The organism is Reichenbachiella sp. MSK19-1, from assembly GCF_003590315.1.
Taxonomy (GTDB): Bacteria; Bacteroidota; Bacteroidia; order Cytophagales; family Cyclobacteriaceae; genus Reichenbachiella; species Reichenbachiella agariperforans.
Window position 1 is genome coordinate 1,679,036 of sequence record NZ_MIER01000002.1, and the last position, 14,050, is coordinate 1,693,085.

Consider the following 14,050-nt stretch of genomic DNA (forward strand, 5'->3'; position numbering starts at 1 on the left):
ATCAGACGAGATCTATAATCTCCTCCAACGAATCAACAACTGTAACTGCCATGTGCAGATCCTGATTGCCAGAGTTAGGATTCTTAAAACCAATAGATGCCATCCCAGCCGCATTGGCTGCCAGAATACCACTATTTGAATCTTCAATCACCAAACATTTGTGGGGATCTACAGCTAGCTTTTGCGCTGCTAATAAAAAAATATCAGGATTGGGTTTTGCCTGTTTCACATCATCACTACTTACATAATCTTGAAAGTAGTTTGAGATGCCAAATTTATCTAAAACCAAACGAATATTATGCCCTGTAGCAGAAGAAGCTACGATCATTTTTTTATTAAGCTTTTCGAGATGACTGAGCAAATAGCGTAATCCATGGAGAGGTTCCATTTCTTCTTCTTGGATGTACATCAGGTACTGCTCGTCGGATGTCTTGGTCAGAGTTTCTACATCATCGTTCAGTGCAAAACGCTCGACAAAATACTTCCATTTGACTGAGGTCTTTCTACCTACAAACTCATTATGCAGCTCTGGTTCTACCCGATACCCTCTATCAAACATCATCTGATCCACGACATAGCGCGAAATAGGTTCACTATCTATGATCACCCCATCCATATCGAATATAACCGCATCGATACCCTCAAAATCTATTTTACTCATTTAGTAAATAACAGCACACCTAATTTTAAATCAAAGGAAATAGGTAATGGATATTTATCAATATTCTCGACCGTATTGATATTAGTCTGCACATCCTCTTCAGTATACACAAAGGCTGGTGTAATATCCTTGTCTACATAATTAAAGTTAACACCTGTCTCAAAGAACATTTTCTGATCAGCAAAAGTCAAGCGATACCCCAGCATGACGTAGTAGGTCATGACTGTAGCGCGATAGTCCTCTGTCACATTTCTATAATAGTATCGACCTGCCCCCTCATGAATAGACACCACGTAGGACGCACTATAATCTGACTGTAAATAAGAATACCCCGTTCCAAAGAAAGGTTTGTGTTTTCCTGTCAAGGCATAATATTTAAACTCACCAAAAGCCTTAAATCCTTGCTCATGATCTATAACATCATTGTCCCCTATATCTGAAAAAAATCTCACAATAGGAATCTCTATCTCGCCAGTTCGTCTATCCTCCATGGTCGCCCACATTTCTGATCCCATCAATGGACCTCCACCCACTTCGATACATATTTGATCTTTGAACAAGGCATGTGCAGAAAATAACACGGCTGGATAGTTGCTAAATATAGGTGCAAAATTGACTCCTATACCAGCATTAAAATCTTGAACATTATAATCCTGTGCTTGCATTGCTGTGCCACTGACACCTATCAATAAAGCAATAGCAAGAATGATCTTATTTAGTTTGGTTGGCATAGCTTAGTAGTTTATTTTGCTCAAAATACTCAATGTCCCATCATCACCTACCTTAGCCTGCACCAATCCAGTACGCGTAGTAATGATAAGGTTATCTCCATCTCTGATAAAGTCAATCGCTGTGATCTCATCATAAGACACCACCTCTGTCACGGCAGTTACATCTGTAATATCAAAGACTTTCATCCCGTTCAATCCCTGTCCCACATAGAGATAGTTGTCAAACAGCACCAAACCATAGGGAGAAGCCACATCATAGGAAGCCGTCAAACTAGGCGCTGATATATCTGATAAGTTGATAATATCCAACACGTCACTACCTCCCCCACAGGTATTTGAACTACGGAGCGTGGAATATGCATAGCTACCATCAGACACGACAGGATCACATGCAGTGATATGATCATACGAAGACACATAGCTCGGTTGATTCACATTCGTGATATCGTAGAACAAAACACCCGAAGTAGTCCCTAGGTAAAGTATATCTCCTAACCGGAACAACGTTTCTACTTCTCTATCGACATAGACCTTTGACAACTGGCTCAGTTGCTCAAAATCTGTCACATCATAGATAGACAAAGAGTTCTCCTCTACCACATAGAGGTATTTACTATCGATTTGAAATTTAGCAATCGATCCACTCGTAGAAGTGCCTTGATTATCAAACTCAAAGGCAGATTCACCATCCTCACATGACCACAAGGCAAATGCGAGAACTATCGTTAATATTAAGTTTAGTTTCTTCATCTTAGTAGTAGCATTGAGGGTCTAGTATAGTTTGTTTCTCCCATCCGATCACAGTTCCTTTTTCATCATCCACGCACTCGAAGTAAAACCCTGGCAATGGAGGCAAGTCACCAGTCACACCAATATCAAACATACCGACACTACGTCTAACATCCAGACTACCGTCTGACATGATCTTGATTGCTAATAGATCAAAACCTGAATCAGCATACACCACATTATCCTTGACGGCTATGTTGTTGTTTTTAGGGATATTGAAAAAGCCAGATTTGACGGGGCTACTTGGCGTGGAGTTGTCAATTATATGAAAGCCACGGCTCGCCTCGGAGATAAAAATATAATCTGCGTATTTATATATTTTACCCGGGTTGATAAATTCCTGCGCTTCGGTAATCTCTACTTCGGTAGATTCGTCTAACGAATAGATCGGTACATATGCTTCGATGTAGCCATTGTTAAAAACAGGCACATCATCATCCACACAGGCAAACATTACAGCAGCCAACGACACAGCATATATAAATGAGTGCCACCTGCTTAGTCTAGCAGTTGTTTTCATAGTTGGTTCATTTTTTATTAAAGTTAAGCATTATCAATACATAATTACTCACACTAGTACTAGTGATTTTTTAGTCGTTTGAGGTAATAATGCACCCCGTAAGCAGCTGCCCATACCCCTAGTGCGATTAGGGAATATTCCAGTTGCTGGGTTTTGGATCGTAAACTCACATAAAAAGCCCATATCGCTACTGCAAACATGATCCAATACACTACCGTCAACACTTTGATCTTATTCATTTCTTCTCTCTTGCTAAAATTTCCAAATAGGATTTAATATTCTCATTCGACACGAGTACGGCCAAATTATATTGTTTGATCTGCCATTGTGCTCCGTCATGCATCAGAACTCCAGAGCCTCGACACGGCCCCATCCATGTCTCGAGGACTTCCTCGAACCAAGCCATTTTTTGATCCTGACTCAGAAAAACTTTCCTTCTCTTCGGGTGAAAATCCCAAGTATTTTTTTGCGCAAAATAAGGTTCGCAGAAAGTCTGAAACTCCCCTTTTGTCCAGACTTCTGACTCATCCGTCCCCAGATAATAACCATCCTCAGCGATCACATCAAAGTAGCTTTCATAATCAGCATTAGCGGCTGCCTGATGCCAATCATCCATCAGCTGATTGATTTCAGCCTCTTGCGCTCGTATCTGCAATGAGGTAATCAACAAAACAACGACTAAAACTCTCTTCATTATGCTTTCATTTTCACTTTCAAGGAATTCCCTTCCTGGCCAATCACGACGATGGCACTATCCTTATCTATGTACTCTCCTCTACTATATGCGTCATGGATTTCTTCATCGATCATCACTTTACCACTCGGACGCAGGACAGTATAAGCCACACCTTCTTTACCGAGGAAAGATTCCTTTTTGAAGTTAGACGAATAGCCTTGTTTGGCATCCATGACCATGGGCAATGATACGCGCTTAAACATCTGAGAATCTATCAACCGAACACCCCCCACAAACATCAAGATAAATGCGCCGATCAGTCCCAAAAATGTCGTCAAAGCAGCAGTAGCGATAGTATCCGCTGGCACGAAAGAGAAATCAAACAGGTCATTGTTAATCATCACCAGTATCAACGAACCCGTAGACAAGAAAATCCCCGCAATCCCTGCAACCCCAAAACCGGGGATCACAAATATCTCCAGACCGATCAATACGATCCCTATAAAGAACAACGCCAACTCCCAGTACTCCGCCAGACCATTCATATAGTATGGAATGAAGTAGAGTACCAGTGCCACTAATGCAGCCAAAATCGGAAAACCTACTCCCGGAGACTGTAGCTCAAAATAGATTCCGCCCAGTATGATCAGTATAAGAATGCCACTCACGAAAGGATTGATAAACACTGCTATAATTTTCTCCGATAATCCCAACTCAAACTCATATAGCTCATAGTCTGCTACGCCTGATCTTTCCATGATTTGATCCAATCCATCCACCTGTGCCTCACAAAAACCGTGTTTAATTGCCTCTGAGGTCGAAAAAGTAATCACCTTGCCAGTAGCGGATATTCCATCCACCTCTATCGTCTCATCGACCATCGCCTCAGCAATCTGTGGGTTTCGACCTGTAGCCTCTGCAGTAGAACGCATGATAGAGCGCATATACGACTGATATTTGTCTGGCGCAGCAGAACCATCCTGCGTCACCACAGTGGCTGCTCCTATCGAAGCACCCTTTGCCATGAATATGCTATCACATGCAATCGAAATCAGCGCACCCGCCGAGGCGGCATCCTTGTTAATATAGACATACACGGGTTTTTCGAACTCCAAAACACGTGTACGAATATCATCTGCATCATTGAGTGCTCCGCCATAAGTATCCATTTCTATGACAACTATGTCAGCACCCACTTCGAGCGCTTTGTCTAGTGCTTGTTCAGTATAGCGGTTGGTTCGGGGATCTATCTCCGCGTCCAGTTTCATCAAGAACACTAAGGTGCTGTCGGTTTGTGTCCACCCCATGAGAGACATACACAGAAGACCAACGAAACAGAGGAAAAAATATAGTTTAGATTTCATTCAGACAGAATTGTAAATTAGAATCTTAGTTACTGGCAATTATATGGATTTCTATCCTAATTTGTGTTTTAAACCTCTAGCAACCGTACATAATTTGTCTACCGAATCACCACTCAGCCACCTAGAACTTACCACCGCTGGCCCCATTCTCTACATGCTCCCTGACCCCAGCGGCCAGCACTTGACTTTAGAGTATCTTGACGATAACATTCCTGCCTTCTACCTGGTCAATCTAACGACACAGGAAATCACAAAAGAGTTGTCTCTAGGTAATGATTATCAAAATGTAGTACTAAAATCATTCTCAAATGAATATGTTCTAACCCAGCGATTTTCGGATCAGAACAACCCCAACTCAGTAGAGATTTTCAGTTTTAGATGGGGAGACCCAAACCCAACCTTTGCACAGATTGACTCTCAAATATTGGATCATGGAGCAGGCTGGATCAAAACCCCTCACCCACACTTTCAGGGCAAGACCGTGCTGATGGATGTATTGACTGGTGAGGTTTTGTCACAAGTCAATGACAAGAATAAAACAACTGAAACTCGCTACCCAACAGCCTACTCCGATCAATCCAGTTATTTCACCTGGTTTGAAAAATTATTAAACCAGCAAGATTTGATGCCTGTCAAGTCCTGTGAATTCTTGAAAGAACAAAAAAAGCTTATTGTTTCTTATTATGTCATCGAAAACAAAAAAGTATCCAACTACTTATCCATCTTTGATGAACAGGGACAACATTTGGAGAAGTTTTTGTTAGCTGATGGTCTCAAAGGAATCGGTAAAGACACCTTCTTCGTTTGTAATAATCAACTCATTTTTGTCACAGGTAAATCCACATTGAATGTCATTCATCTATAAGTCACTATTCATTTTCATCTTGACAATTCCCGCTCTCTATCAGACACATGCGCATACGCTGGACAGTCTGCGTATGGAAAAGATCAATGGAAAGCGTTTCATCATACACCGAGCAGAACCACAAGAGACCCTCTATGCCATCTCGCGACGCTACAATGTCACTGTTGACGAGATACAAGAGTATAACCCCTCCCTCAGTGATGGATTAAAAATGTATACTGAGCTAAAAATCCCTTACAACAAAACGACGCAAAAGATAGATCAATCCTCTCCTAAAACTCATCAAATCAACTCAGACCAATCCCAAACACATATCGTAGCACAAGGAGAAACTCTCTTTGCTATATCTAGGTTATATAACATATCAGTAGACTCACTCAAAGCCTACAACCATCTCTACACCAATAGTCTTAGTGTCGGAGACACCCTCGTTTTAGGTCCTGCACCCAGTCCAGCTACACAAAAACAACCGTCTACACCTCTCACTGGATCGCGCTACCATGTAGTACAGCCTTCCGAAACCTTATTTGGGATATCCCGAACCTATGACATCAGTGTAGATTCACTGCGTAGCTACAACCAGCTCATGTCCAACAGTCTCAGTATTGGAGATACGCTAGATTTAGGTATGCAACCCCGCCCCAACCTCACGACTCCAACATCACCTCAAGAGTCAGCTGAGCCGATAGACAGCTCCCTCTACCACTTCGTCCAGCCATCAGAGACATTGTTCAGAATATCCAAGACATACGACGTAGACCTAGACACCTTGGTGGCTTGGAATCACCTAGAATCTTATAATCTCGACATTGGTCAAAAACTAATTATATCGGAAAGAGCCCCTTCCATGACCCAAGAAGAAGTCAAAGAAGAAGAAGAAACCAAACTGAAACCTAAAAAGAAAAAACAACCACTCGATACGATCTTCGTCAAGACAGACAACGCCCCCATCAAAACAAAAGCAAGTGTAAACAGCGATGGGAAAGTCGAAATCCAACAAGAAGGGTTCGCCATGGAAATACAAGACACCGACCATACCACTAAATATCTCGCACTACATAGAGATGCTGCCCCAGGCACCAAAATACGTGTAACCAACCAAATGAATGGCAACACGGTAGTAGTACGAGTCGTCGGTATCCTTCCAGAGACTGGACTCAACAAAAATGTAATGATTCGTATCTCTCATGCGGCTTTCGAGGGATTAGGAGGTATAGACATCAAAGTTCCCGTCAAGTCGAAGTACGTAGAGCAATAGCAGGACAATGATAGATCAACGTTTGATTGATTTTTTGGATGAAAAAGTGACGCTCTACAACCGCCCTGACTTCATCGCCGAAGATCCAATTTGTATCCCTCATGCTTTTCAAAAGCAGCAGGATATAGAAATCGCAGGACTATTTGCCGCGACTCTAGCGTGGGGATTGCGAAAAACCATTATCAACAAATGCCGAGAACTATTGGCCATGATGGACAATACACCTCATGATTTTGTACTGAACCACTCAGAAGATGATCTAAAACCTCTTCTGAACTTCAAGCACCGAACCTTCAACGCAACTGATACTTTATATTTCATCGCTTTTCTGAAGCATCACTACCAGCGACATGAATCGCTCGAAACGGCCTTCATCTCACCAACAGGCAATACGACCAAAGATGCTTTGACGCACTATCACAACTACTTCTTCAGTCTAGATTTTGCGCCAGACCGTACCAAAAAGCATGTCTCTACCCCTCAGCGAAAATCAGCCTGCAAACGCATCAACATGTTTCTAAGGTGGATGGTGAGGCAAGATAACCTCGGCGTAGATTTCGGGATTTGGAACACACTACAACCCTCACAACTCATCTGCCCACTAGATGTGCATGTACAGCGAACGGCTCTCAAACTCAACCTACTCTCTCGCACACAAAGCGACTGGCAAGCCGCCGAACAACTGACTCAGCAACTTCGACTCATGGATTTGAAAGACCCTGTCAAATATGACTTTGCACTGTTCGGACTAGGTGTGATTGAGAAGTTTTAAAAAGTGACCAAACAAAAAAGGTCTCGACCAAATCGAGACCTTCCTATTTCTTCAAAAAATAAACCCTTAAGCATTCCAGTTAGCAGGATCTTTCCTCCATGCCTCCAAAGATGCTTTGGCTTCTTCTTCAATGTAATTTTCTTGTTTTGCAATATCAAGTAGTACATCATAGCCTGATAGCGTAAAATAATCCACTTCCGCTTCACTCAAGTTCTTATCTGCATCAGGGAATCCATAGGTAAATATCGCTCCTAGTCCAAGTACCTTCATATTCGCCTCTCTGAGCGCCTCTATCGCTCGGATAGAACTACCACCTGTAGAGATCAAATCCTCTATCACTACTACATTTTTACCTTCCTGAATCCGTCCTTCGATTCTATTGGTCATCCCATGGGACTTGGCTTTGTCGCGCACATAGATGAATGGTAGATTCATCGCCTCTGCGATGATAGCACCCTGAGGTATCCCCGCAGTAGCCACACCAGCGATAACTTCCGCTTCTGGGTATCTCAATTTGATATCCTGTACGAAAGCATTTTTGATCATCGTACGCAGATCTGGATAAGACAGTGTCATACGGTTGTCACAATAGATGGGTGAGTTCCATCCCGAACTCCATTTGAAAGGCTCGTTCGGACTTAGTTTGATGGCTTTAATGCGTAGCAACTCTGATGCGATTCTCGATCGAAGCGCGACGTTATTTCCTTGATTACTCATGATGCGAAATTAGCAATTTTATAATCCATTTTGATAATTATATTCTCTAGACTTTTCTATTATTGTGCAACTAGTACTTTTTATTATTTTCTATGAAAATCTACATCAATGATATTCCAGTGCGCATTCGTGACGCGAGGAGAAAGGACATCAAGGAATATGATCTGAAACTGATAGATACCGAAAATATCATCCCGCTGGCAAAACTCAAAGGTCATGTTCTGATCCAAAACAAGAGTGACAGTGCGATCGATAAGTTGCTCAAAATCATGACGAACAAAAAGCATCACAAGCTAAAGAGTGTAGAAATAGTAGTCAAGAATAAACTCAAAGCCCAAGAGTATCTCATCTCTCACTTTAACCTTGTAGAAGCAGCTGGAGGGATTGTTGAAAAAGACGACAAAATACTCCTCATCCATAGAAACAACCTTTGGGACATCCCAAAAGGGAAACTAGAAAAAAAAGAGACAAAGAAAGACGGAGCAGAACGTGAAGTAGAGGAAGAAACGGGCGCAAAAGTTAAAATCATAGAAAAAATCTGTGCTACATGGCACACCTACCTCATGAATCACAAATATGTGATCAAAAAAACCCATTGGTATCGCATGGAATGTCTAGATGACAGCAATATCAAGCCACAGAAAGAAGAGAATATTGACAAAGCACTATTTATGACTAATTCAGAGGTAGATATAGCCATGCATCACTCCTACCGCACGATCGAGCAAGTCGTCAAAAAATACCGTGAGATTATCTCTAAGAATGTCGAAGTGTAACCTCAAAAATCACAAATCATAAGGAACAAAAGGACTAATATCCCCCTCGTACTTATGTACTTCACGAATGATGGTAGAGCTAATATGAGCGTACTCTGGCGAGGTGATCAAAAAGACAGTCTCCAGAGATGTGTTTAGGTAACGATTAACCTGCGAGATACTATTCTCATATTCGAAATCCGTCGTATTGCGTAATCCCCTAAGCAGATACCGTGCACCATGTTTTTTGGCTAGGGAAGCTGTGAGTTCATTGTAAGTTATGACTTTAACTTTGTCTGTATCTGCAAAAACAGACTCAATTCGCTCGATCATGAAATCGATTTCAAAGTAACGTTGCTTTTTAGAATTATGCCCGATAGCAACGATTACCTCATCAAAGAGCCCCATCGCCCGACGAATAATATCCTCATGTCCTCTTGTAAAGGGGTCAAATGAACCTGGAAATAAAGCGATTTTCTTGTCAGTCATGCTCTGAGACTTTAGTCGCAAAGATGCATACTGAACAGATCGATATGATGATGATCTGGAATCTCATCAAACATGTAATTGAACTTTAGGAAAGATGGTTTCTTGCCTAAGGAAACGTTGCGAATATACTTGCGCAACAGCACGAGCGATTCTCCCTTCTCAGAAAGCGTGCCCCAGAAAACTACAGGCTGTGTACGTTGATCGAGATTAAACTCTTTGAACACCAGCATGACATACTTTAATAGTTCTTGGCTCGACTTGATAGAAAACTGGTTGTAGTAGTGTAGTTGATTATCTTGAGAGACAAATACATGTAATACGTTTCTATCAAGAATGCAATAGACACCCTTACCCTCTTGCGCTCTCTGTCCCAATACTGCTTCTATCAGCGCACTACCTTGATGTAGTATAGTGATTTCTTTAGCTGGATATAGGGATTGTATCCAGTTGACCAAACGCTTGTCTGACGCAAATGCGTTGACAACATTGGACGATTTATGTTGGTAGTAATATTGCCCTTCTACATTAGGATTGACCACACAGTTCAGCTTCAGATATTCACTGATAGACTCAGGAATAAAATGAGAAGTTGGTACCAACGAAAATTTATGACTTTTGAGAGATAGCTTTATCGAATCCCAAAAACCTGCTTTGAGCAGGTGATGATTCTCAAACAAGCTCGCCAGCACTTTGAGTCGTGCATTGACGGTTTTGATATCCAACAACGAAAAGTCCTCTACCAACAGGCAAGAGTTATCCTTAGTGTCTGTGACACATATCTGAATATCTCTAATACCTATTTGCAGTAAAAGACAATAGTCGTGTAGTTTGTCTACATCGAACCTATTGTCTTTGACTCTTGATATTAGTTTGTATGACGTGGATTTTGCTGTCTCCAAAGTTGATTACTCCCAGTTACCTGCGGTTGTTATATTAGTTCTTGATCCGAATCTCAATGGCTTTCTTGTTCTAGCCTCATTCTTTTCGTTTCTTGCTGGGTTAGTCGGTGCAGTATCCCATACTTCAACTACATCTACTTTTACACCACCTTTTTCGATTTCGTCTGCCCACATACCAAACTCGGCATCTTTAGTACCTGGTATCTTAGATAAGGTTTCAAGATTAAATTTCGGGTACTTTTTAGCAGAGAAAAGAGAATCTTTAACCGAGACAGTTCCTAAAGTATCTAATTCTACGTAAACACTATCCGCACCATAGTCTAGGGTAATTATATGCTCGATTTTACTGATCAAATAGAACTCACCTGAATCGACAAAGCTTTTCAACTTACCCCAATCACTCGTGTAATTACCATTGACAGTTTGATAAGCGATCTGTGCCTCTCTAATCATAGACAATTTATTGATCACTCTATTCTCCATATTTTCTATTCTCTCCGTCTCAGTGATAGAAGTATATATGCTGCTTCCTAGGTAATATGCGATACCCAATGCGATGACAAGAAAGACGACTGATATGATTTTAGTTTTCTCCATTCGTAGTTCAATTTTTTGCAAGTATAAATATTTTTAGAGTAATTCTGGTTTTAACCAAATGCTATTTTAGATATTCTTTTCAAATTTAAAAAATCCTCGAATACCAAATAATTCGTCCATGTTTCGAAGCTTCTGAAACACAGGATGAAAGCAATCCAAATTATGATTTTGTATCTCTGAAACAGACCAAAAACGATAGTTTTGTAAGATTTGCTTCTCTGCCATTTCAGGATCACGACCAATTATAGGCTCTCCTATGAGCTGATCTATTTCGAAGAACAACTCGATAGCGTGCAAGGTATCATGCCTAAACTCATGCATAAACAAAAATGCTCCTGGCACTATATCAACTCCCAACTCCTCGCGAAACTCCTGAACCAATACATCCTCTAATCCCACCCCAAAATCAACCCCGCCACCTGGTGGCAACCATAGTTCATTCGCTGAGTTAAGACCACTATGATTTAGAAGTAAGATACTATCCCCCTCCCTGTACAACCCCATGACACGTACGCGCACTTGGTTTCCAAAAATACTTTTAATTTCCTCACTGCACATAGTAGACGATACTTATCATTGTGTTTACAAAACATAAACCTATCGAATTGCCCTTACCCTCCGAAATATTAAAGAACAAATTTGAACACGAACCTACCGCCAGTCAAGCCGCTATGTTCTTGCAGTTCGATCAATTCATCGCCTCTCGTGAGGAAAAACCTACTTTTGTACTCCAAGGCTATGCAGGAACTGGAAAAACAACCACCGTCGGTGCATTAGTCAAAACCCTACCGCTGTTCAATTACAAATTTGTTCTTCTAGCACCAACAGGTCGAGCAGCTAAGGTGATCAGCCAGTATTCCAAACGAACGGCCTTTACTATCCACAAGCGTATCTATAAAACCAAAACAGACAAGGAGGATTTAGGACCTGTCTTTAGCAAGACCAAAAACTACCAAAGCAATACGGTGTTCATTGTAGACGAAGCATCTATGATCAGTGCCGAATCAGACTACCAATCGGGTAGTCTGTTGAGCGATTTGATAGATTATGTTTTTGAGACACAAAACAACAAACTCATCTTGATTGGTGATACAGCACAGCTCCCGCCTGTGCATCAGTCCAAGAGTCTCGCACTGGACACGAGCTACCTTAGTGAGGTTTTTAATCTAAACGTATATGGTAGCACCTTGACTGAGATCACTCGCCAAGCCGCAGATAGCGGCATATTAGTCAATGCCACTTCTCTAAGAAATGCTCTCGGAACTAAGAGTCAAACACTCTCTTTACAAACCAAGTCCCATACGGATATATACCGCATGACTTCCGAAAAACTAGAAGATGGTCTGCGCTACGCTCATGACAAATACGGAATAGAAAACACACTCGTCATTTGTCGATCCAACAAGAACGCTGTGATGTACAACCATTACATCCGAAACCAACTCCTCTACAGAGAGGGAGAACTCGAAGCAGGCGACCTACTCATGATCGCGCGAAATAATTACAGCTTTGCGACGGACGAAGTGCCCTCAGGTTTTCTGGCCAATGGTGACTTCATGGAGGTTCTCAAAATTAAGCGTGATGAAGAGCTACATGGCCTACGCTTCGCAGACCTAGAGATACAGCTAGTAGACTACCCAGATGTCAAACCCTTTGAAGTTAAGGTACTGCTAGAAGGCCTACATAGCTACAGCCCTTCTATGTCTCGGGAAGACAACCAGGCTCTCTACCGAAGTGTCCTCGCAGATTATGCAGATCTCCCTAGAGCGAAGCAAAAAGAAGCCATGAAGCAAGATCCATACCTCAATGCACTACAAGTCAAATATGCTTATGCGCTCACTTGTCACAAGTCACAAGGTGGGCAGTGGGATGCGGTATTCGTGGATCAGGGCTATCTCGGTGAGGAATACGATGCAACGGATTTTATTCGATGGGCCTACACCGCCATGACTCGTGCTAAGACAGAATTGTTCTTGGTCAACTTTGACAAGAAGTTCTTTTAACGTCGAACGACGCATTTGTTAAGGAGGGTTAACATTTTTTCACATCTCTAATAAAGAGATTTATTGACCAATCAAAAGGAAAATTGGACAGAAATTGCTTCTTTCGTAGATACAATTGAAATATTGACAGACAACGGACGAGTTTATTTCTCGTTTGTATTCGAACAAAAATCTAATAAAATGAAAAGAAGCATATTCATACTCGCGTTGGTGCTCAGTACTATGACTACATGGGCTCAGGAAGGTGCAGAAGTAATCCCTGCAGGACCACACATCAGTTTCATCACCTCATCATATGATTTTGGGGACATCACACAAGGGGACAAAGTGAACTACACGTTTGAATTCACTAATGATGGCAATCAACCCCTACTCCTATCGAACGTCCAAACGACCTGCGGATGTACTGCCTCTAGCTGGCCAAGAGAAGCCATCGCTCCAGGAGAATCTAGCAAAATAGATGTAACGTTCAACAGCCGTGGTAAAATCGGTCACCAAAACAAAGTGATTACCATTACAAGCAACGCCAGTAACAATCCTGAGCGTGTAAAGATCGTGACCAACGTCCTCCCACCGGCTCCTATATCAGAAGAAGGAGATTCTTAATCTCTACACCAAAATTTCGCTAAAACGGCTATTTGATGATCTCTCAAGATCATCAAATAGCCGTTTTTTATTTAACACACACTCAAGATAAAACTTCTGTTACAGAATAAACCCCTTCGAAGATCGCTTCACAGGGGTTAAAATTATACATTCATTTTATCCCTTTTGGGGATGAATGAATCAAGAAGCAGATCAGATAGAAGAGGTGAAAATTCCTTTGCGATCTTTCAGGACAAACGTGGTGTACCTCGCTCCTACCAGACCCAGTCTCGCATAGCGACACATCGTCAAGGACTGATAAGATACCCACACCAGCCAACAGGTTACTCCAAGTTACCTGTTGGCTAA

General features: G+C 41.7%; 19 protein-coding genes. 7 read left to right on the forward strand and 12 right to left on the reverse strand.

The features are described from left to right. Nucleotide 1: 1 nt before the first annotated feature. From BGP76_RS06820 to BGP76_RS06850, 7 genes are read right to left on the reverse strand one after another with little or no spacing between them, the layout of a single operon-like run. Entirely contained in the window at nt 2-661 is a 660-nt protein-coding gene (locus BGP76_RS06820; protein WP_119844075.1) for an HAD family phosphatase, read from the reverse strand. Beyond that, on the reverse strand, nt 658-1,392 hold the full coding sequence (locus BGP76_RS06825; protein ID WP_119844076.1) for a hypothetical protein: 735 nt from the start codon (nt 1,390-1,392) through the stop codon (nt 658-660). Before BGP76_RS06825 ends, BGP76_RS06820 begins: the two co-directional genes overlap by 4 nt. A gap of 3 nt (nt 1,393-1,395) precedes the next feature. Continuing rightward, nucleotides 1,396-2,142: an LVIVD repeat-containing protein gene (locus BGP76_RS06830; RefSeq protein ID WP_119844077.1), complete on the reverse strand. Its 747-nt coding sequence runs from the start codon at nt 2,140-2,142 to the stop codon at nt 1,396-1,398. Between the two features lies 1 nt (nt 2,143). Continuing rightward, nucleotides 2,144-2,701 (reverse strand): hypothetical protein, encoded by a 558-nt coding sequence (locus BGP76_RS06835; RefSeq protein WP_147407397.1) that lies wholly within the window; start codon nt 2,699-2,701, stop codon nt 2,144-2,146. Nucleotides 2,702-2,760: 59 nt separating this feature from the next. Beyond that, entirely contained in the window at nt 2,761-2,940 is a 180-nt protein-coding gene (locus tag BGP76_RS06840) for a hypothetical protein (protein WP_073123180.1), read from the reverse strand. Further along, nucleotides 2,937-3,395, reverse strand: coding sequence for a nuclear transport factor 2 family protein (locus BGP76_RS06845; protein WP_119844078.1), 459 nt, complete (start codon nt 3,393-3,395; stop codon nt 2,937-2,939). Before BGP76_RS06845 ends, BGP76_RS06840 begins: the two co-directional genes overlap by 4 nt. Continuing rightward, complete coding sequence (locus BGP76_RS06850; RefSeq protein ID WP_119844079.1) at nt 3,395-4,741, reverse strand: nodulation protein NfeD; 1,347 nt, start codon at nt 4,739-4,741, stop codon at nt 3,395-3,397. Before BGP76_RS06850 ends, BGP76_RS06845 begins: the two co-directional genes overlap by 1 nt. A gap of 94 nt (nt 4,742-4,835) precedes the next feature. Between BGP76_RS06850 and BGP76_RS06855 the strand changes: the two genes are divergently transcribed. The 3 genes from BGP76_RS06855 to BGP76_RS06865 are packed head-to-tail and all read left to right on the forward strand — an operon-like array spanning nt 4,836 to nt 7,636. Continuing rightward, entirely contained in the window at nt 4,836-5,606 is a 771-nt protein-coding gene (locus BGP76_RS06855) for a hypothetical protein (RefSeq protein WP_147407398.1), read from the forward strand. After that, nucleotides 5,590-6,864 (forward strand): LysM peptidoglycan-binding domain-containing protein, encoded by a 1,275-nt coding sequence (locus tag BGP76_RS06860; RefSeq protein WP_119844081.1) that lies wholly within the window; start codon nt 5,590-5,592, stop codon nt 6,862-6,864. The genes BGP76_RS06855 and BGP76_RS06860 overlap by 17 nt, the downstream gene beginning before the upstream one ends. A gap of 7 nt (nt 6,865-6,871) precedes the next feature. After that, entirely contained in the window at nt 6,872-7,636 is a 765-nt protein-coding gene (locus tag BGP76_RS06865) for a TIGR02757 family protein (RefSeq protein WP_119844082.1), read from the forward strand. Nucleotides 7,637-7,702: 66 nt separating this feature from the next. Here BGP76_RS06865 and pyrE read toward each other — a convergent pair whose 3' ends face one another. Then, nucleotides 7,703-8,353: an orotate phosphoribosyltransferase gene (gene pyrE / locus BGP76_RS06870; protein ID WP_073123192.1), complete on the reverse strand. Its 651-nt coding sequence runs from the start codon at nt 8,351-8,353 to the stop codon at nt 7,703-7,705. 92 nt (nt 8,354-8,445) lie between these two features. Between pyrE and BGP76_RS06875 the strand changes: the two genes are divergently transcribed. Further along, nucleotides 8,446-9,129, forward strand: coding sequence for an NUDIX hydrolase (locus BGP76_RS06875; RefSeq protein ID WP_119844083.1), 684 nt, complete (start codon nt 8,446-8,448; stop codon nt 9,127-9,129). 9 nt (nt 9,130-9,138) lie between these two features. Here BGP76_RS06875 and coaD read toward each other — a convergent pair whose 3' ends face one another. The 4 genes from coaD to BGP76_RS06895 all read right to left on the reverse strand — a co-directional run bounded on the left by coaD (nt 9,139) and on the right by BGP76_RS06895 (nt 11,651). Further along, nucleotides 9,139-9,597, reverse strand: a complete 459-nt coding sequence (gene coaD / locus BGP76_RS06880) for a pantetheine-phosphate adenylyltransferase (RefSeq protein ID WP_119844084.1) — start codon at nt 9,595-9,597, stop codon at nt 9,139-9,141. Between the two features lie 11 nt (nt 9,598-9,608). After that, nucleotides 9,609-10,496, reverse strand: coding sequence for a DUF3822 family protein (locus BGP76_RS06885; RefSeq protein ID WP_073123198.1), 888 nt, complete (start codon nt 10,494-10,496; stop codon nt 9,609-9,611). Between the two features lie 6 nt (nt 10,497-10,502). Next, the gene (locus BGP76_RS06890; protein WP_073123200.1) at nt 10,503-11,093 is read right to left on the reverse strand and encodes a hypothetical protein; all 591 of its coding nucleotides are present in this window, start codon (nt 11,091-11,093) and stop codon (nt 10,503-10,505) included. A 66-nt stretch (nt 11,094-11,159) separates the two neighbouring features. Further along, entirely contained in the window at nt 11,160-11,651 is a 492-nt protein-coding gene (locus tag BGP76_RS06895) for an NUDIX domain-containing protein (protein ID WP_119844085.1), read from the reverse strand. Between the two features lie 47 nt (nt 11,652-11,698). Between BGP76_RS06895 and BGP76_RS06900 the strand changes: the two genes are divergently transcribed. The 3 genes from BGP76_RS06900 (at nt 11,699) to BGP76_RS20250 (ending at nt 14,050) form a co-directional block, all read left to right on the forward strand. Then, a complete protein-coding gene (locus BGP76_RS06900; RefSeq protein WP_073123205.1) occupies nt 11,699-13,096 on the forward strand; it encodes an ATP-dependent RecD-like DNA helicase in 1,398 nt (465 codons plus the stop codon). 180 nt (nt 13,097-13,276) lie between these two features. Beyond that, on the forward strand, nt 13,277-13,702 hold the full coding sequence (locus BGP76_RS06905; RefSeq protein WP_073123207.1) for a DUF1573 domain-containing protein: 426 nt from the start codon (nt 13,277-13,279) through the stop codon (nt 13,700-13,702). 171 nt (nt 13,703-13,873) lie between these two features. Beyond that, nucleotides 13,874-14,050 (forward strand): hypothetical protein, encoded by a 177-nt coding sequence (locus tag BGP76_RS20250; RefSeq protein WP_158584111.1) that lies wholly within the window; start codon nt 13,874-13,876, stop codon nt 14,048-14,050.